The 16,953-nt window shown below is 63.6% G+C and carries 17 protein-coding genes; 6 read left to right on the top strand and 11 right to left on the bottom strand.

The genetic code is table 11. The annotated features are described in order from the left end of the window. Positions 1 to 140: 140 nt before the first annotated feature. Positions 141 to 1,838 (top strand): beta-N-acetylhexosaminidase, encoded by a 1,698-nt coding sequence (locus AC6UAL_RS00625; RefSeq protein WP_500681416.1) that lies wholly within the window; start codon positions 141 to 143, stop codon positions 1,836 to 1,838. A gap of 281 nt (positions 1,839 to 2,119) precedes the next feature. Beyond that, positions 2,120 to 3,208 carry a DNA polymerase III subunit beta gene (gene dnaN / locus AC6UAL_RS00630; RefSeq protein WP_500681417.1) on the top strand — a complete coding sequence of 363 codons (1,089 nt, stop codon included), beginning with the start codon at positions 2,120 to 2,122 and terminating at the stop codon, positions 3,206 to 3,208. Positions 3,209 to 3,457: 249 nt separating this feature from the next. Here dnaN and AC6UAL_RS00635 read toward each other — a convergent pair whose 3' ends face one another. Together AC6UAL_RS00635 and AC6UAL_RS00640 are read right to left on the bottom strand one after the other, a co-directional pair. After that, positions 3,458 to 4,303, bottom strand: coding sequence for a metallophosphoesterase (locus AC6UAL_RS00635; RefSeq protein WP_500681418.1), 846 nt, complete (start codon positions 4,301 to 4,303; stop codon positions 3,458 to 3,460). Between the two features lie 73 nt (positions 4,304 to 4,376). Further along, the gene (locus AC6UAL_RS00640) at positions 4,377 to 5,135 is read right to left on the bottom strand and encodes an exodeoxyribonuclease III (protein WP_500681419.1); all 759 of its coding nucleotides are present in this window, start codon (positions 5,133 to 5,135) and stop codon (positions 4,377 to 4,379) included. A gap of 166 nt (positions 5,136 to 5,301) precedes the next feature. Between AC6UAL_RS00640 and AC6UAL_RS00645 the strand changes: the two genes are divergently transcribed. After that, entirely contained in the window at positions 5,302 to 5,577 is a 276-nt protein-coding gene (locus AC6UAL_RS00645) for a TIGR04076 family protein (protein WP_500681420.1), read from the top strand. 303 nt (positions 5,578 to 5,880) lie between these two features. Here the strand turns inward: AC6UAL_RS00645 and AC6UAL_RS00650 are convergent, their stop codons facing one another. After that, positions 5,881 to 6,822 carry a hypothetical protein gene (locus AC6UAL_RS00650; RefSeq protein WP_500681421.1) on the bottom strand — a complete coding sequence of 314 codons (942 nt, stop codon included), beginning with the start codon at positions 6,820 to 6,822 and terminating at the stop codon, positions 5,881 to 5,883. Between the two features lie 265 nt (positions 6,823 to 7,087). On the opposite strand from AC6UAL_RS00650, the gene AC6UAL_RS00655 reads away from it, so the two are divergent. Together AC6UAL_RS00655 and AC6UAL_RS00660 are read left to right on the top strand one after the other, a co-directional pair. Then, positions 7,088 to 9,181 carry a M3 family metallopeptidase gene (locus tag AC6UAL_RS00655; protein WP_500681422.1) on the top strand — a complete coding sequence of 698 codons (2,094 nt, stop codon included), beginning with the start codon at positions 7,088 to 7,090 and terminating at the stop codon, positions 9,179 to 9,181. A 23-nt stretch (positions 9,182 to 9,204) separates the two neighbouring features. Then, positions 9,205 to 10,005, top strand: coding sequence for an Hsp33 family molecular chaperone HslO (locus AC6UAL_RS00660; protein WP_500681423.1), 801 nt, complete (start codon positions 9,205 to 9,207; stop codon positions 10,003 to 10,005). Between the two features lie 287 nt (positions 10,006 to 10,292). On the opposite strand, the gene AC6UAL_RS00665 is transcribed toward AC6UAL_RS00660, so the two are convergent. The 4 genes from AC6UAL_RS00665 to AC6UAL_RS00680 all read right to left on the bottom strand — a co-directional run bounded on the left by AC6UAL_RS00665 (position 10,293) and on the right by AC6UAL_RS00680 (position 12,457). Next, the gene (locus AC6UAL_RS00665; protein WP_500681424.1) at positions 10,293 to 10,601 is read right to left on the bottom strand and encodes a hypothetical protein; all 309 of its coding nucleotides are present in this window, start codon (positions 10,599 to 10,601) and stop codon (positions 10,293 to 10,295) included. A gap of 59 nt (positions 10,602 to 10,660) precedes the next feature. Continuing rightward, positions 10,661 to 11,236, bottom strand: a complete 576-nt coding sequence (locus AC6UAL_RS00670; protein ID WP_500681425.1) for an NADH-quinone oxidoreductase subunit C — start codon at positions 11,234 to 11,236, stop codon at positions 10,661 to 10,663. A 26-nt stretch (positions 11,237 to 11,262) separates the two neighbouring features. Then, positions 11,263 to 11,847, bottom strand: a complete 585-nt coding sequence (gene nuoB / locus AC6UAL_RS00675; RefSeq protein ID WP_500681426.1) for an NADH-quinone oxidoreductase subunit NuoB — start codon at positions 11,845 to 11,847, stop codon at positions 11,263 to 11,265. A 124-nt stretch (positions 11,848 to 11,971) separates the two neighbouring features. Beyond that, the gene (locus AC6UAL_RS00680; protein ID WP_500681427.1) at positions 11,972 to 12,457 is read right to left on the bottom strand and encodes a hypothetical protein; all 486 of its coding nucleotides are present in this window, start codon (positions 12,455 to 12,457) and stop codon (positions 11,972 to 11,974) included. A 134-nt stretch (positions 12,458 to 12,591) separates the two neighbouring features. Between AC6UAL_RS00680 and AC6UAL_RS00685 the strand changes: the two genes are divergently transcribed. Further along, complete coding sequence (locus tag AC6UAL_RS00685; protein WP_500681428.1) at positions 12,592 to 13,920, top strand: UDP-glucose dehydrogenase family protein; 1,329 nt, start codon at positions 12,592 to 12,594, stop codon at positions 13,918 to 13,920. Between the two features lie 139 nt (positions 13,921 to 14,059). Here AC6UAL_RS00685 and AC6UAL_RS00690 read toward each other — a convergent pair whose 3' ends face one another. From AC6UAL_RS00690 to AC6UAL_RS00705, 4 genes are all read right to left on the bottom strand, one after another. Further along, positions 14,060 to 14,797 carry a VC0807 family protein gene (locus AC6UAL_RS00690; protein ID WP_500681429.1) on the bottom strand — a complete coding sequence of 246 codons (738 nt, stop codon included), beginning with the start codon at positions 14,795 to 14,797 and terminating at the stop codon, positions 14,060 to 14,062. A gap of 81 nt (positions 14,798 to 14,878) precedes the next feature. Next, positions 14,879 to 15,529 carry a ribulose-phosphate 3-epimerase gene (gene rpe / locus AC6UAL_RS00695; RefSeq protein WP_500681430.1) on the bottom strand — a complete coding sequence of 217 codons (651 nt, stop codon included), beginning with the start codon at positions 15,527 to 15,529 and terminating at the stop codon, positions 14,879 to 14,881. A gap of 89 nt (positions 15,530 to 15,618) precedes the next feature. Then, complete coding sequence (locus AC6UAL_RS00700; protein WP_500681431.1) at positions 15,619 to 16,020, bottom strand: ApaG domain-containing protein; 402 nt, start codon at positions 16,018 to 16,020, stop codon at positions 15,619 to 15,621. Further along, positions 16,010 to 16,942: a hypothetical protein gene (locus tag AC6UAL_RS00705; protein ID WP_500681432.1), complete on the bottom strand. Its 933-nt coding sequence runs from the start codon at positions 16,940 to 16,942 to the stop codon at positions 16,010 to 16,012. Before AC6UAL_RS00705 ends, AC6UAL_RS00700 begins: the two co-directional genes overlap by 11 nt. Positions 16,943 to 16,953 lie beyond the last annotated feature (11 nt).

Below are 16,953 nucleotides of genomic sequence, written 5' to 3' on the forward strand. Positions count from 1 at the left end.
AAATCAAGCCTCCATTTTTTGTATACTCAAGGAGCCGTCAAAACGACTGCGCCTTGAAACTTTGGGACAGGTGTGCCAGAAAATGGGAGGGCGGTGTTTTTTGGTTGACGGATGGGGGTGCTATATCCTATCATCTTGACATGCGACGCTTCCCTCTGAGCTCCGTGTTGGGTTTCTTCGGTGCGGCCTGCGCCCTCGCGGCGCCTTCCGCTCCGGTGGAACAGTCGCCTTCGTTTATTCCCAAGCCGCTTGATTTGAGTCTCGAGTTGCAGAAGCCGGGCTTTTCGCTGTCCGGCGGTATTCGGGTGGATGATCGGACGAGCCGCAGTGAGGCCGGGCGTGCGGCGATCCGCGCGTTGCAGGCTGCCGGCTTCGAGGTTCTGCCCGAGGAGCGCACGGGCGATTTGAAGGTGCTGCAGGCTCGCGGCGTGAATCCGGAGTGGTACGCGATAGAGGTGACGCCCGAGGGAATCAGTATTGCCGTGAATGATCTTCGCGGTTTCCACCTCGCGGCTCAGACGCTGGCTCAGGCGGTGGTGCAGGATCGCGACGGGCGGAAGGCTCTCCCGGCGATGAAGGTGGAGGATGAGCCGCTGCTGCGCTACCGCGGGCTGATGATTGATGTGTCGCGCTATTTCCGCACGGTCGATGAGATGAAGCAGGTGATTCGCCTGATGGCTCGCTACAAGCTGAATTATTTGCATTGGCATTTGACGGATGATCAGGGCTGGCGCATCGAGATTAAGAAGTACCCGAAGCTTACGCAGCTGGGTTCTCAGCGCCCGGTTTCTCCGAGTGTGACGGATTTCCTCGTGCCGGGGGATCAGCCGCACGGCGGTTATTACACGCAGGAAGAGATTCGCGATGTGGTGGCCTATGCCGAGTTTCACGGTATTACGGTGATTCCGGAAATCGAGGTGCCCGGGCACAATTGCGCGCTGATTGCGTCGTACCCCGAGCTGGGCAATGATGATATTGAGGGCTTTGAGCCTCGGGTGGCGACGACTTGGGGCGTGCACCCCTACGTGATGGCGCCCAAGGAGAAGACTTTTGCGTTTATTCGCGATGTGTTTGATGAGGTTTGTGCGCTTTTCCCTAAAGCTCCGTATATTCACATCGGCGGTGACGAGGTGCCGCGCGACCAGTGGCAGAAGAGTAAGGGTGCTCACCGCTTTATGGAGGAGCACGGGATGAAGAGCTGCGGTGAGATTCAGCAGTATTTTACGCATTTCTGCGTGGAGGATCTCGCCAAGCACGATCGCCGCATCATCGGCTGGGATGAGATTATGGAGGATAGCCAGATTCCGGCCTCTGCCGTGGTGATGGTCTGGCGCAATTTGCAGTACGCGTACCCTGCGGTGAAGAAGGGGCACGATGTGATTCTGACGCCGAACTCGCATTTCTATCTCGACTATGGGCAGGGGAAGTTCCCGGCGGATCCGAGCTATCGCGGCATCGGGACGTCGACGGATTTCGACTGGCAGAGGGTTTATAGTTTCGACCCCGTGCTGCCGAATCTCACGCCTGAGGAGCAGCGGCATGTGCTGGGGGTGCAGGGGAATCTCTGGAGTGAGTACTTGCACAGCCCGCTCAAGTTCCAATACCAGCTGGTGCCCCGCATCTGCGCCGTGGCGGAGGTGGCGTGGCTGCCCAAGGCGAAGCGCGATGAGGCGGATTTTGCGCTGCGTCTCAAGGGGCAGTATCCTTATTTCGACAGTGAGAAGCTCAATTTCCGCGAGGAGGACGGTACGCCGCGCATCGACCGCGAGGCGATGACGCGTCCGCATCCGCTAGGGGCTCCGGCTCCGGCTGCGGCGGACAAGGCGTCCGGCAAGTGAGCCTGCGCTGTTTGCACTGTTTCGAGCTCCCGCGGCTGCCGTTCGGCAGTCGCGGGTTTTCGTTGCGATGCTGCCGACAAAGGGGCGATTCGGCAGATGCTTGACTTATCTTGAGCTTTTTGCCTTGGCGCGAAGAAGGCGTAGGGGCGCCGGAAGAGCCCGACATACTACATCTTGTATGCTTTTTGCTCTGATGCCGGAAAATATGGCGGTCGTATGTTTTTTTGCTTGCCTGATGGCGGGTTGCCCGCTAAAATAATCGCAAACCGAAGGATTCACGTATGAAAATTGCTCTTGCCAAACAAGTTCTGCTCGATGGGCTCAACAAGGTGACCGGCGTGGTTTCCACGCGTGCGAGCCTGCCCATTCTCTCCAATGTTCTGCTCGAGGCCGCGGATGGCGAGTTGCGCCTGACGACGACCAACATGGAGTTGACGATTCTCACGAAGCTTCCCTGCATGGTGATGGAGCCCGGCGCCATCACGCTGCCGGCCAAGAGCCTGCAGGCGATTATCGGCGCGATGCGCGACGGCGAGGTTTCGATTGAGCGCTCGGGGACGGTGGCGACGATTCGTTGCAATCGCGCGCTCTTCAAGCTCAACGGTCTGCCGGCGGAGGAGTTCCCGAAGCTGCCGGTGTTCAAGGAGTCGCGCGAGTTCCGCGTGCCTCAGGCGATGCTCAATCGCGGGTTCCGCTACACGGAGTTTGCGATTTCGAAGGATATTTCGCGCTACGTGCTCAACGGTATTTACACCTGCTTTCAGGATGGCAAGCTGACGATGGTGGCGTCCGACGGCCGCCGTCTTTCGCTGTTTGAGAACGAGCTGGAGTTCCCGGAGTCGCAGCAGGTGTGCATTGATCTTCCCAGCCGCGCGGTGGGTGAGATTCACCGCTTGCTCAGCGACAGCGGCGATGTGATGGTGCGCATCACGACGAATCAGGCCGCCTTTGATTTCGAGGATACGCTGCTGATTACCAAGATTATCGACGGCAAGTATCCGAATTACCGCGAGGTGATTCCCGGCCGCTACAATGAGCGTATTGAGATTAAGGCGCAGGATCTCAGCGAGACGGTGCGCCGCGTGTCGCTGCTGGCCGCCAAGAAGACGAATCTCGTGCGCTTCCGCTTTGCTCCGGGTTCGATGGAGGTGCTCACGGGCTCGACGGATCTCGGCGAGGCCAATGAGGAGCTGCCCATCAACTACGACGGCCGCGAGCTGACGATCGCTTTCAATGTGGACTACATTCTCGACCCGCTCAAGGCGGTGGGCGAGGGCGATGTGTCCATCGACCTGATTGATTCCTCAGGTCCCTGTGTGATGCGCGTGGCGGATGAGTTCCTCTACGTGCTCATGCCGATGCACTATTGATGAGTTGTGTTTGTTATGTTTTGCGGGCGGCACGGCGCAAGCGGTGCCGCCCGTTTTTTGCCCTCATGCGCGGGCATGCGCAGGCGGGTGCCGAGGCAGAATGAGGGCGTCGGCGAGGCGCGGGGCGGGGGCTCGGCTCCTCGTTTCCCGTCGGGGCGGGGCTTGGCTCATCATCTCCCGCCGGGGCGGGTGAGAGCCGAGGACGCGAGCTGCGTGGGCGAGCTGCGTGGGCGAGCTGCGGGCGCGGCGTCAGCGCAGTTCAAGGATGGCCACTTCGGGGCGGCAGTGCAGGCGCAGGGGCGCCCGGCTCCAGCCGATGCCGCGCGTGATGAAGAGGTGGCGGCCGTTCGGGGTCTTTTTGAGCCCGGCGCGCAGGCGCTCGGTCGACATGCCGTGCAGCGAGACCAGCGGAACGCCGTCCGCATTGCAGATCTGCCCGCCGTGGGTGTGCCCCGCGATGACGAGGTCGAGATCCAGAGGCTGCACGTCGAAGCCGATGGGGGTGTGGCAGAGCACGACGAGGGGCACGGCGGCGTCGCGCGGTTGGCTGAAGAGCTTGTTGAGCGGCTTGTTTTCGCTCTCGTAGTAGCCCACGCCCTGCAGGTCCATGCTGCGCCCGTGCGAGAGCGTGAGGCGCAGGCGCTGCCCCTCGACGAAGGTGAAGCCGACCTTGTTGAAGGCGTGTTTCACGTGGTGTGCCGGGGCGCTGAGGTCGTGGTTGCCCAGCACGTAATAGGTCGGTGCGATGTCGGCCAGAGGCGCCAAGGCGGCAGCGATGTCGTCGATGGGCATGGCGTCCTTTCGGCGCACGCCTTCCACGTAGTCTCCGGCGAGCATGATGAGATCGGGCTTGGCCTCTCGAATGGCCTCGACGACGTCCGCCATTTGCTGCTTGTCCCAGCGCTTGACGTGCAGGTCGGCGATGACGGCGATGCGCACGGGTTGCAGCTCGTCCGCCCACTGCTCTATCGGGACGGTGTAGGTATCGACGCTCAGCGAGCGGCTCTCGGCATAGACCGCGCAGCACAGCGCCAGAAAGAGACAGACGGTGAGCGCCAGACTCAGCAGCAGGGGGTGGATGATGTGTTTGACCATGGGGCGGCGGTGGGCGGAAGGGGCGTCGGGCGGGCGCCGCGTTTCGCGGCGCAGGCGGGGCTCGGCGCAGAACTCAGCGCAGAACGAGCGAAATCGGGCAGTGGTCGGATCCCGTGACGTCGGCGTGAATGCCGGCCTCGGCGATGCGGTCGACCATGCCGTTGCTCACGCAGAAGTAGTCGATGCGCCAGCCGACGTTCCGCGCGCGTGCACCGCCGCGGAAGCTCCACCACGAGTAGGCGTCTCGGGCGTCGGGGTGGAGGTGGCGGAAGCTGTCGGTGAAGCCGGCGGCGAGCAGGCGGCTGAAGCCGGCGCGTTCTTCGTCGGAGAATCCCGCGCTGAAGTGGTTGGCATCAGGGCGCGCCAAGTCGATTTCTTCGTGGGCGACGTTCAGATCGCCGCAGAGGACGACGGGCTTGGTCTCGGCCAGGCGGCAGACGTAGTCGCGGAAGGCGGCGTCCCATTCTTGGCGGTAGGGCAGGCGCGCGAGCTCGTTTTGGGAGTTGGGGGTGTAGCAGCCGACGAAGTAAAAGTCGTCGAACTCCATGGTGGCGACGCGTCCTTCGGCATCGTGTTCGGGTTGGCCGATGCCGAGGCTCGTGCTCAGCGGCGGCAGCTTGGAGAGGATGAGCACGCCGGAGTAGCCCGGGCGCTGCGCCGGATTCCAGAGGGCGTGCGGCCAAGCGTTGATCCAGTCATCCTTGACTTGTTCGGGGCGGGCTTTGATTTCCTGCAGGCAGAGCAGGTCGGGGGCAAGGGCGTCCATCTTTTCCGCCAAGCCTTTGCCGAGGGTGGCGCGCAGTCCGTTGACATTCCAGCTCACGAGCTTCATGTCGCGAAGTTTACCGTGTGTCTCTCGCGATGTCAATCATCAACTGTGTCGCGTCTTCAGGCTGTTTGGGCTTGCATCACAGAGGCTGATGCGCTATGGTTGAGCCTGCCGCTCCCCGTTGCCGCTCCCGGTCGTGCCGCGGCGTTTCTCTGAGCTCCTGCCTGACATGAAAAAGCCCCGTATTCGCATTACCCTGATTGATCGCAAAGGCCCTCGCGGCTGCCACCGCGGGCACTGCATCGGCGATCGTTTCGATTTTGACACCGAACGCGGCAAGCTCTGCCCGATGGCGATGCACGTCGGCTTCCTCTACGCGGATATCCTGCGCTACGGCGGCAGCATCCCCGGGGAAGAGCCCGGCACGGCGCGCTTCTGCTGCCCCGATCCCGACACGATCAACGTCTTTCGCATCGAGACGCTGAGCGATGACGACGAGGGCTGAGCCGCAGCCGCATCGCTTTTCTCTCCCGCACCCTTCCGCCTGCGTCCTTCTGCTTGCGGCTTTCAGCCTGCACCCTTCCGCCTGCGTCCTCCCACCTGCGGGCAGGTCTAAAAGAAGGGAGCCCGCACCGGCGCCGCCGAGCCTCAGCGGCGGGCATGCCGCCCGCCGACATCGGGTGAGCGGCCGATTCCGGCACGCCTCAGGGTGTTTCTCCGAGGGTCTCGGGGTGTCTCAACGGCCGCGGGGTGCCTCAGCGGGCCTCGAGGTGTGTCTCAGCGGGCCTCGGGGTGTGTCTCAGCAGCCTCAGGGTGCCTCGCCGATGGCTTCGCGCAGCGCCTGAGAGCCGTAGAAGGACTCCTTGCTGAGGCGCTCTTCCTGTTCGCGGACGCGCAGCCAGGGGCCGCTCAGACCGACGCTGCAGGCGGCGGCTCGCGCCAGCTCCTCCTCGTCCTTCTCACCCTGCGGCGACGTGATGAAGGTCATCGACTCCTCGTGCAGCTTGCGGCCGCGTGTGCGCAGATCGAGAATTTTCGGCGCAGCGGCATCCGCACTTTCGCGGTCCGTGACCTTTTCGAGAATCTCCGCTCCCTGATTCAGCATATCCGCCGTCTCGCGGAGCCGCGATTCGATGGGCTCGATGCGCCGCAGCATGTCATCGCTCAGCTCGCTGCGCAGAACGAAGCCGCGGCGGGCGTAGAGGCTCTTCTCAATGAGGCTCTTGAGCTCGGCGGGCGTGTCGGCGGCGTTCATGTAATACGAGAACTGGTCGCGAATGACCCGCGCCGTCACGATGAGCGCGTTGGCGGCGCGACGCAGGCGGGCGTGCCCATGCAGGCAGTCCTTGATCGTGCCGTCGGCAACAGCCTGCCCGAAGGTCTCATCGGAGCGTTCGAGCAGCTCCTTGAGCTTCGGCAGCGCCTCGCTGAGACCGATGCGACCCCAGCGCAGGTGCAGCACGAGCTCGGCCGTCTCACTCTGAAGCTCATTGGCCTCGTTGAGCAGTTGCAGACGCGTCGTCACCTCCTTATCGGCGGCCTCGGGAGTCGGCGTGTCGAGAGCGGCGTCGACGGGAGCGACCGCCTCGGGTGCGTCGGCGCTCGGCGCGGAATTCTCCGGCGAGGACGGCAGGGGTGCAGGGGTGGGGGGCAGGGGCTCGGCCGGCAACAGGGCGAGCCCGACGCGTCCTGCCGCAGCGGGAAGGCTCAACAGCAGGCTCAGGGGGATCAGTCTGAAAGCTTTGTTCATGGGATGGGGGTGGTTCGCATGGCTCTCCGAGCCGTTCCTCATTGTAGCAGGCAGGTGGGCCGCGTCAAGATAAAAACTGCGGAGCCTCGGGGCTTTTGCAGCTGTCGGGCGGCTGTTTTACGGCTGTCGGGAGGCTGTCGGGCGGCTGTTTTACGGCTGTCGGGAGGCTATCGGGCAGCTGTCGGGCAGCTGTCGGGCGGAAAGGCGTTTTTGCTGTCGGGGAGCGTGCTTGACGCACCGCGCGGCGGCTGCTACAATGGGCGCAATGACTATGAGCGAACACCCCTTTCTGGAAGACACGCAAGCAATTGCCTGGTCGCAGCTGACGCCCGCTCGCGCTCGCACGGACATACGTTTGGCCATCGAGCAGGCCAAGGAGGCGCTGGAGAGCATCTGCGCCGTTGAGGAGCCGACTTATGAAAACACCTTCGCCGCGCTCGAGGAATCCGGCGCGGCTCTCATGCGCGGCTGGCAGCGCCTCAATCACCTGCACTCGGTGATGGATGCCCCCGAGCTGCGCGAGGTGATCAATGAGCTCATGCCCGAGGTGGTGATTTATTCCAGCAGCGTGACGCTCAATCCTCAGCTCTACGCCGTGCTCCGGAAGGCCGCGCAGCAGGCGTGGGTGCAAGAGCTCTCGCCCGTCAAGCAACGCTTCATCCGAGAGACGCTCGCCGACTTCCGCGAGAGCGGGGCCGATTTGCCGCCCGACCAAAAGCAGCGCTACGCCGAGCTCTCGGCCGAGTTGGCTCAGCTTTGCCAGCAGTTCGGCGAGAACGTCCTCGATTCGACCAACGCTTGGGAGTACGTCACCGCCGATGAGGCGGAGCTCGCGGGGCTTCCCGAATCGGCTCGCGAAGATGCCCGCAGCAGTGCGCTCGCGAAGGGCTACGGCAGCCCCGAGGCGCCGCAGTGGCGCTTCACGCTGCAGATGACTTCCGTCATGCCCGTGATGAGCTTTGCGGACAATGAGGCACTGCGCGAGCGCGTCTGGCGCGGTCTCTGCACCAAGGGAACGGGCGCTCACGACAACGCCCCGTTGCTGCATCGCATTCTCGCTCTGCGTGCCGAGAAGGCTCGGATGCTCGGCTTCGCCTGCTACGCCGACTACGCCACGAGCCGCCGCATGGCGGGCAGCGGCGCACGCGCCCTCGGCTTCATCAATGATCTGCACGATCGGGTGAAGGCGGCCTACTTGGCCGAGCAGGAGGCGATTCGCCGCTTCGCCGAGGAGCGCAGCGGCGAGGAGATGCCCGTGATGAAGCCTTGGAGCGTCGCGTACTGGAGTGAGAAGCGGCGCAAGGCTCTCTTCGATTTCGACAGCGAGGAGCTGCGCCCCTACTACAACATGCAGAGCGTGCTCGACGGCATGTTCTCCATCTACGCGGGGCTCTACGGCATTCGTTTCGAGGAGCGGCCGACGGCCTGCCTGAAGGAGGGAGAGGCGCTGCCCGAGGGCGCCGTCGAGGTCTGGCACCCCGAGGTGCGCTTCTACGAGGTCTACGACGATGAGAGCGGCGAGAAGCTGGGCGCTTTCTACACCGATTGGCACCCCCGCGAAAGCAAGCGAGCCGGCGCTTGGATGGATTGCCTGAGCTGCGGGCAGCCGCCCGTCGACGGGCACCCGCGCCGCCCGCATCTCGCGCTGATGTGCGGCAACCTCAGCCGTCCGCTGGGCGACAGGCCCGCGCTGTTGACGCATCGCGAGGTCGAGACGATTTTTCACGAGTTCGGACATCTGCTGCACCAGACGCTCAGCGACGTCGAGGTGCGCTCGCTGGCGGGCTGCAACGTCGCTTGGGATTTCGTCGAGCTGCCCAGCCAGATCAATGAGAACTGGACTTGGGAGCCCGAGGCCATCGACCGCTACGCCCGGCACTGGCAGACGGGAGCGCTCATGCCGGCGGCGCTCAAGGAAAAGATGCTGGCGGCCCGCAACTGCGGCGCGGCGAGCGACTTCATGCGCCAGCTCTGCTTCGGCAAGCTCGACCTCGAGCTGCACGTCAACACGCCCGCCTACCTCAACCGCGATGTGGAAGAGGTCGATCGCGAGATTCTCGCCGACTACCGCGTCGCGCTCACCGAGCAGGGAACAAGCATGCTGCGCGCCTTCTCGCATATCTTTGAAGGCGGCTATGAGGCCGGTTACTACTCCTACAAGTGGGCTGAGATGCTGGAGGCCGATGCCTTCAGGCGCTTCGCGACGGAGGGTATTTTCAACCGCCGGACGGGGCGCGACTTCCGCCGCTGCATCCTCTCTCAGGGCAACAGCCGCCCCGCTGCCGAGCTCTTCCACGACTTCATGCACCGCGACCCCGATCCCGAGGCGCTGCTGCGCCGCTGCGGCATCATTGACTGAACCGAACCCGAACGCTTTTCACCATGACTACGGATACCGATACCGGCACGCCTTCCGCCCCCGAGGGGGTGGAGGAGTTTACAACGGTGGAGTCGATTTTCGTGCGCGGGCGCAACTGTCTGCTGCTCACGGCGGATTTTTCACCGCTCTTTGTGGACTATTACCTGCACCTGATGCAGCACGGCATGCGCAACGAGGAGCCCGTCGACGGCACGCTCAAGCAGATGCTGGCCTTTTTCACGCTGCACCTCGTCTCTCGCCCTTGGCAGGAGTATCACGCCTGGACCTTCAACGTGCGCGAGCCGCAGGCCGCCAACTACTTTGTCTCGGGCTCGTCGACGGATGAGGAGGTGATCGGACGCGCCTTTACGAAGGACGTGAAGCTGCACGACGGCAACATGCTCTTCGCGCAGAACATCGTTCGCAACCGCGAGCCGCAGACCTCGGTCATCGTCCTGCACGGCAGCTCCGTGGCCGAGTGGGTGGAGGATTATTACCGCCAGAGCGAGCAGCGGCAGGCGCGTGCCTTTGTGCTCGACGGCGATCGCTTCGCGCTCATCACCGCCGAGCCTGATGCCGATGCCGAATGGCTCGCCGGGCTGACGCCCGAGGCCGTGGCAAAGCTCCGCGAGAGCGAGCAGACCAAGCTGCTGGAGACGCGCCGCTTTTACTTCCGCTGCGGCTGCACGGTCGAGAAAATTTTGCCGACCATCCGCGCGATGCACAAGGACTTTGCGGACATTATCTCCGAGCAGGGCTTCCTCGAGGTCTCCTGCCCCCGCTGCGGGGCGAGCTACAAGGTGACGCCCGATATGCTCAAGTGAGGATATGCTCAAGGGCGGCGGGGCGGCAGCGCGCTCTGCGGGGCAGGCTTGCTTGCCTGCTGCAGGGGCTCACGCCGGAGGAGACGCAGCCGCCGTGCACGGCCGAGCTGCCGGGTGCCGCGGCGAAGGTGAGGGAAGGGCTTTGCGCCCCGGAGCCCGTGGGTGCCCTGGCCCCGAGGCGGGCGGGCGTGAGCGGGCGTTGCGCGGGCGAGGGGGGCAGAGCGCACGAGAGCGCGAGGCGCGAGGACGAACGAACACCCGGGGCGGGCGTGCGCTGCGCCTCTCCCTTACGCGAGGCCCTTGTGGCGCAGGCGGTGCAGGCGCTCCTCCATGCGGGGGCGCAGGTGGTGTTCAATCCAAGCGTAGGCCGCCTCCAGCCCGTCGGACTTGAAGACGCGGCCGATCTGCGCCTCGACGGCGGTCGCATTGCCCGTCAGGCGCAAAAAATCATTGCTCGTAAACTCAATGAAGAGCTTGCCGTCGATGCCGCCTCGGAACGAGAGAATCCACTCGCGCACATAGAGGGCAAGAATCGCGTCGCCCACCCACGCTTGGGCGCGGACGACGGGGTCGAGATCGGGGGGGAGAGAAGACATGGCCAAAAAAAGAGCCGCCCCGCATGGCAACGGGGCGGCGAAAGTGTGAGTCGCGTGCGTCAGCCCTGAGCGCGGGGCTCGCGCTCGGAAGCCGTCATCACGCCGGGCTTGGTGATGAAGGGGCCGCCGGCGGTGGGAGCCACCTCCGTGAAGGCGAGACCGGCCTGCTCGGTGACCTTGCCGTTGATCGGGAAGTCCTTGCGCAGCGGATTCCAGGGGTAACCCTCCCACATCATGATGCGGCGCAGGTCGGGATGCCCGACGAACTCGATGCCCATGAGGTCGTACTGCTCGCGCTCGAGCCAGTTGGCGGAGCGCCAGATATCGACGACCGAGGGGACGGAGGGGTTGGACTCGGGCACGGGCACGCGGACGAGCATATTGGCACCCGTCTCCGCCTGCGTGAGCGTGTAATTCGCCTCGAAGCGCGGCTCTTGGCCGAGGTGGTCGACGGAAGAGACGCAGACGAGCATATCGAAACCGCAGGCTTCCTTGGCGTAGCGCATCACGTCGAGCAGGTCATCGGGCTGCACCGTGAGGGTGAAGTCGCCGCGAAACTCCTTGCTGCTCACCTGAGGATAGCGGGCACGGATCTTCTCTGCGGCGGCCTTCTGAAGTTCAAAGAGCGTAGTCATGGCTGGTGTCGGTGCGGGAAAAGAGGTTATTCAAGCGGGATGGTGTTCTTGAGGGTAGCGGCGTTGTTCGCCTCGCGCAGCGGGTGCTCCTTGAAGAAGTCCTTGAGCGGGTGATCCGTCTTCATGATCTTGTCCTGCAGCGTGATGAGGCCCTGAAGCAGCGCCTCGGGGCGGGGCGGGCAGCCCGAGATGTAAACGTCGACCGGCACAATCTTGTCCACACCCTGAAGGACGGAGTAAGTGCGGAACATGCCGCCGGTGCAGGCGCAGGCGCCGCAAGCGATGCACCACTTCGGCTCGGGCATCTGATCCCAGATGCGGCGCACCATCAGCGCCATCTTGTAGGTGATCGTGCCGCAGATGAACATGAAGTCGGCCTGGCGCGGCGCATAGCGGTTCACCTCGGCGCCGAAGCGCGAAATATCATAGCGAGAGCACGAGGCGGCCATGTACTCAATGGCGCAGCAGCTGGTGCCCATCGGCATCGGCCACAGAGAATATTTGTGCATCCAGTTGATTGCGGCCTCGACCGTCGTGTAGACGAAACCGCCGTCGGACTCCGGGTCGCACATATAGTTCTGCTCAACGTGCTGAAGATTGTCGCTTGCCATGGTGGTGTCAGGCGGGTGTGTAGAGAACCCGCTGCGACTAGCATACCTGAATTCCGCGTGAAGGCAAGCCAAATTTGGCCCCCGCCCTCAAAATCGCCCCTGCTTCGCCGCCTCCGCGAGCCCGTCAGCGCGGGGAGGCGGCGGAAGGCGCGGCGCTCCCGGCGGAGGCGGAGGCGCTCGCGGGCTTGGCACCGGCGGCGGATGCCCGGCGCGGCACGTAGCTCTTTTGTCCCGTGCTCCCGTCGGTGACGTAGACGGCCGCCGGCGTGAAGGTCACGTAACAGCCCTGCGGACTCGCCATCGTCGAAACCTGCGTCGGGCCGCTCGGGCTGTTGATCCAGACCGTTTCCGTGTTGGCGGCCGGGCCGCCGCTGTAGATCACGCTTCCGTTCGGCCCGTAGATGATATTCATGACGGCGTCGTCGCGCACCCAAGCCTGTTTCGTGAGCTGAGCACGGTGCTTGTGCACCTGCAGCTGCTTGAGCGCCCGGGCCGTGTCGTAAGCCGTGACGTACTCGGCCACAGCCTGCTCCTCGGCATTCTGAGAACATGAACATTGCACGGCAATCAACGTGCCGACAACAGGAATGATATAGTGAAATGTCTTCATATGCAGCAGAGAGTCAAGAGCCCGATAAATCGTTGAATATAGGTTGGACGCCATCGCATGAATCGCGCCCTTTTAAAAGCCGACGAATCAACTTGACGAGCGAGGGGGCTCTTTGCTATCATGCTGTCACGCATATGAGACTGGCAATCATCGGAACCGGCTACGTCGGCCTCACGACGGGGACATGCTTCGCCGAGGTCGGGCACAGTGTGATTTGCGTCGACAACAATGCGGAGAAAATCGCATCGCTGCGGCAGGGAAGCATACCGATCTACGAGCCCGAGCTCGAGGCTCTCATTGCGTCCAACGTCGCTGCCGGGCGCCTGAGCTTCAGTACCGATTTGCCCGCTTCCTTGGCGCAGTCCGACATCATCTTCATCGCCGTGCCGACTCCCCCTCAGAGCGACGGCTCGGTCGACCTCTCCTACATCGAATCCGTCTCGCAGGAAATCGCCCTCGCGCTGCGTCCCGAGTACGGCTACCGCATTGTGGTCGACAAATCGACCGTTCCGGTCAGCACGGGCAGCAAGGTGGCGCAGGTGATCGCGCGCTATGCGCCCGGCGACGTCGATGTGGACGTGGTTTCCAACCCGGAATTCTTGCGCGAGGGCAGCGCCGTGGGCGATCTGATGCACCCCGACCGCATCGTCATCGGCGCGAATTCACAGCGCGCTATGGACCTCATGAAGCGCGTCTACCAGCCCTTCAACGCGCCCATCGTCGAAGTGGATCTTCCCTCGGCCGAGCTGATCAAGCATGCCGCCAACTCCTTCTTGGCTCTCAAAATCTCGTACATCAACGCCGTGGCGGCCGTCTGCGAGCGCTCCGGCGCGGATGTGACGCAGGTGGCGCGAGGCATCGGGATGGATCGCCGCATCTCGCCGCATTTCCTCAATGCCGGGCTCGGCTACGGCGGCTCCTGCTTCCCGAAAGACGTCAAGGGCTTCATCCACGTCTCCGAACAGTTGGGCGCACCCATGAACCTGTTGCGCGAGGTCGAGGCCATCAACGCGCGCCAGATGACGCGCTTCATCGACCGCATCCGCGAAAAACTCTGGGTGCTGCGCAACAAACACGTGGCCGTCTGGGGCATTGCCTTCAAGCAGAACACCGACGACGTGCGCGAATCCGTCGCCGTCAAGATGATCAAGGCTCTCTGCGACGAAGGAGCCCTCGTCTCGGCCTACGACCCCAAGGCGCGTAAGACGGGAGCCGCTGCTCTGGCCGGTTACCCCGTGACGATCTGCGACGACCTCTACGAATGTGCCCGCGGGGCCGAGGTGCTCGTCGTCGCGACGGAGTGGAAGGAGTTTGCCCTGGCCGACTTCCGCAAGGTGCGCGAACTGGTGCGCCTGCCCATCATCTTCGACGGCCGCAACATCCTGCACGCCGACAACGTCTTGCACGCCGGCTTCGAATACCACTCCGTCGGCCGCCGCAGCCTCTACCCGCCGCAGCGCTGACGACATGCGCGCGGGGCGGCTGAGTGACGCCGGAGAGGCTCGCGCGGCGGGAACTCGCGCGGCGGGGCTTGCTCTGCGAAGCTGATCACCGCCCGGCGGCGGTCGGCTCCGGCCTCAGCGCTTCACGGGTCTCAACGCTTCAGCGCGGCATCGTCACGTCCGAAAGCCCGGTGAGTGCGCCGAGCTTCTTCATGAGGTAGCGCATCACCAAGATGAGCGTTATCATCAGCGGCACTCCGATGATGAGGTAGCCGCACCACGTCATGTTGCCCACGGCCTGATTGTAGGCGACGGGCTGCTGCTCGGGCGATTCACGCAGCACCGGCAGCAGAAACCCGAGCGCCAGCAGAAAATTGGCGATGGCCGACACGAAGAGCGACGCCGCCGTCAGCAGAGAGGCGCGCCACTGCACGCGCTCGTACTCGCGCTGCTTGCCCTGCTCGCTGATGCAGCGCTCAATGCGCGGGATATCGAAGAGCGCATCCGAATAGACAAACACGCGCAGCATCGACGTCTCGCTCTTCGTCGTCACCACCATAATACCGCCGAGCAGCAGCGGAATCAGCGCCTCCTTAGCCGCATACCACCACGGCGTATCCGGGCGCAGCGCCGCCGCCTCGCCCTGCGTCGCGTAAAAAGTCACCACCCCCGTCAGAATCGTGCCCAGCAGACCGAAAAAAGTCACGGGATCAACCTTGCGGTGGCGAATCAAACCCCAGAGCCCGAGCCCGATGGGGAAGGCCAGCGCAATCCCCATGGCAAGGTAGGGGCCGAGATCGAGCAGGCCGGAGCCGTGGGCCGAGCAGTGCTCGAGAATGAGAACGGGCACCAGCACGCTGAGCACGACATTGAGCAGACTTTGCATTCCTTTGTCCATGGCGCGAAGAGGCGGAAAGAGGGCGTGTATGACGATGACGAAAGAGCCGGATTTCAAAAAGTCGGGTGGCTCCGCGCTGCCTCAGCGCATGGAGCGGATGGCCGCCGCCATATCGGGCGCGCGGAAGGTCGAAGACCCGGCGACGAGGCAATCCGCCCCCGCCTCGCGGCAGAGCGGCGCCTGTGCGGGGCCGATGCCGCCGTCCATCTGAATGATGAAGCGGTGCCCCTCGGCTCGGCGGCGCCCATCGAGCACACGCACCTTCTCGAGCACCTCGCCCATGAAACTCTGCCCGCCGAAGCCCGGCACCACACTCATCACCAGCACCATATCGAGCTCATCGAGATAGGGCAAAACGCGCTCCACCGGCGTCGCCGGATTGACGGCCAGCCCGGCCTTCACCCCCGCGGCGCGGATGGCGGCGAGCGTCGCGTGCACATCGACCGCTCCCTCGCGCTCGACGTGAATCGTGATCATATCCATCCCGGCCTTGACGAAGCGCGGCAGGTAGTGATCGGGCGCGTCAATCATGAGGTGGGCATCCAGAAAGGCGGACGCGGGCACGGCGGCTCGGATGGCCGCGCAGATATCGGGACCGAAGGAGATATTGTCCACAAACGAACCGTCCATCACGTCGAGGTGCAGCCAATCGGCACCGGCCTCAAGGGCGCGGACGGCTTCATCCCCGATGCGGCGGAAGTCACAGGCAAGAACGGAAGGAGCGATGAGCATGGCGGTAAAATGGCGGTTGGCAAGAGCTTACTACAGGCTTGCGGCGCGGGCAAGCCCAAAGCGCCGCAGGCAGGATCGGCGCAATCAGATCAGGATCGGCGCATCTGAAAGCAGCGGCGATCAAACACCAGCGGAGGCGTGATGAAAGGGCTGTGCGCCTGATCACTGCCGAAAAGCCGCAGCGTGACGGAGGACGGCGGTTGTGAAAAATCGTGAAAACCGCTGAAGCTGAACGCGCAGCCCGGCATCAGCACGGGGTATTGGTTAAAGACGCGCTCCGCCTCGATGATGCGCGTCGCCCCGGAGCGGTCGCGCAGCGTCCATTTGCGCCCGTGCAGGCGCACGCTGACCCGGCTGTCATTGAGCAGCGCAATGCGGAAAATCACGCGATAACTCGGCGCGGCTCCGCGATTGAGCTGCAGCGCCGCGATCGCCAGGCGCATTTGCAGATAGTCGCGCTCAGGGAGCGTCGTGGGGGCCTCAGTGCTCATAACCGGGTCCCACCGACAGAGTCGCCAACCGCGCGGCCGTCTCATTGATGGCCTTGATGCGTTCCGGCGTGGGACTCTCGCCGGGCTTGAGCCTCATCTGCTCCGCAAGCAGCGCAAGCTGCTCGCGCATCTGCGCCACCTTCAGCTTCTGAGCCGTCACGGGGCTGAGCCCCTCGAGAATCTCGCTGAAATACTCCGGCGCATCGGGGTAAAAAATCACCGCCGCCTGCTCCGCGTCGAAGCGGGCATCAATAGCCGCCGTCGACGCCTCCAGAGCGCGAACCCAGCCGCCCAGCGCAATGAGATGAGCCAAGTCGGGATCGCGCAGATCCATCAGCTCGGCATTGACGTCATTCTGCGTCGCCGAGAGAATCTCCTTGAACTTCTCGAGATTGCCCTTCTCCGCATTCTCCAACAGACTGGCCGAGTGCACATTCATCTTCTCGCCGACACCCATAGCCTTGCCGTAGCGCGAAAGATCGAGCGCGATGGGCTTAATATCATTCATATGCCCGCTGCGCACCGCGATGAAGCCGTCCGCCAGCAAAAAGCCCATCTCGAGCGCGAGGGAACCCGCATCCGTTGACAGCTTCTCCGGTCGCTTGCGCAGCACGTAATCCTCGGGAATCGAGGGCAGATGATCGAGCTGGGCAAAAATCTTGCTGATGGAAGGCGCCGTATAGACATTGATACCCAGCTCCTGATTGCTGTGAGACTCATCGAGCATGGCATCGTCGCGGAACATCGCCGGAACCTCGCCCGGGAGACGCTCCTCATCCTGCTCCGTCAGATCAGGCGACACATCCTCGAGCGTATCGGTGAGCACCTCGTCCGGATCCACATCCTGTTGAGCAAACCCGACCGGCGCCGCCGTTAACACGGCAAGCGCACCAACCCTGATGAGCGAAAGACGTTTCTTCATATAAAAAAGAT

Source organism: Candidatus Parakkermansia intestinigallinarum (assembly GCF_944389695.1).
GTDB classification, from domain to species: Bacteria; Verrucomicrobiota; Verrucomicrobiia; order Verrucomicrobiales; family Akkermansiaceae; genus Akkermansia; species Akkermansia intestinigallinarum.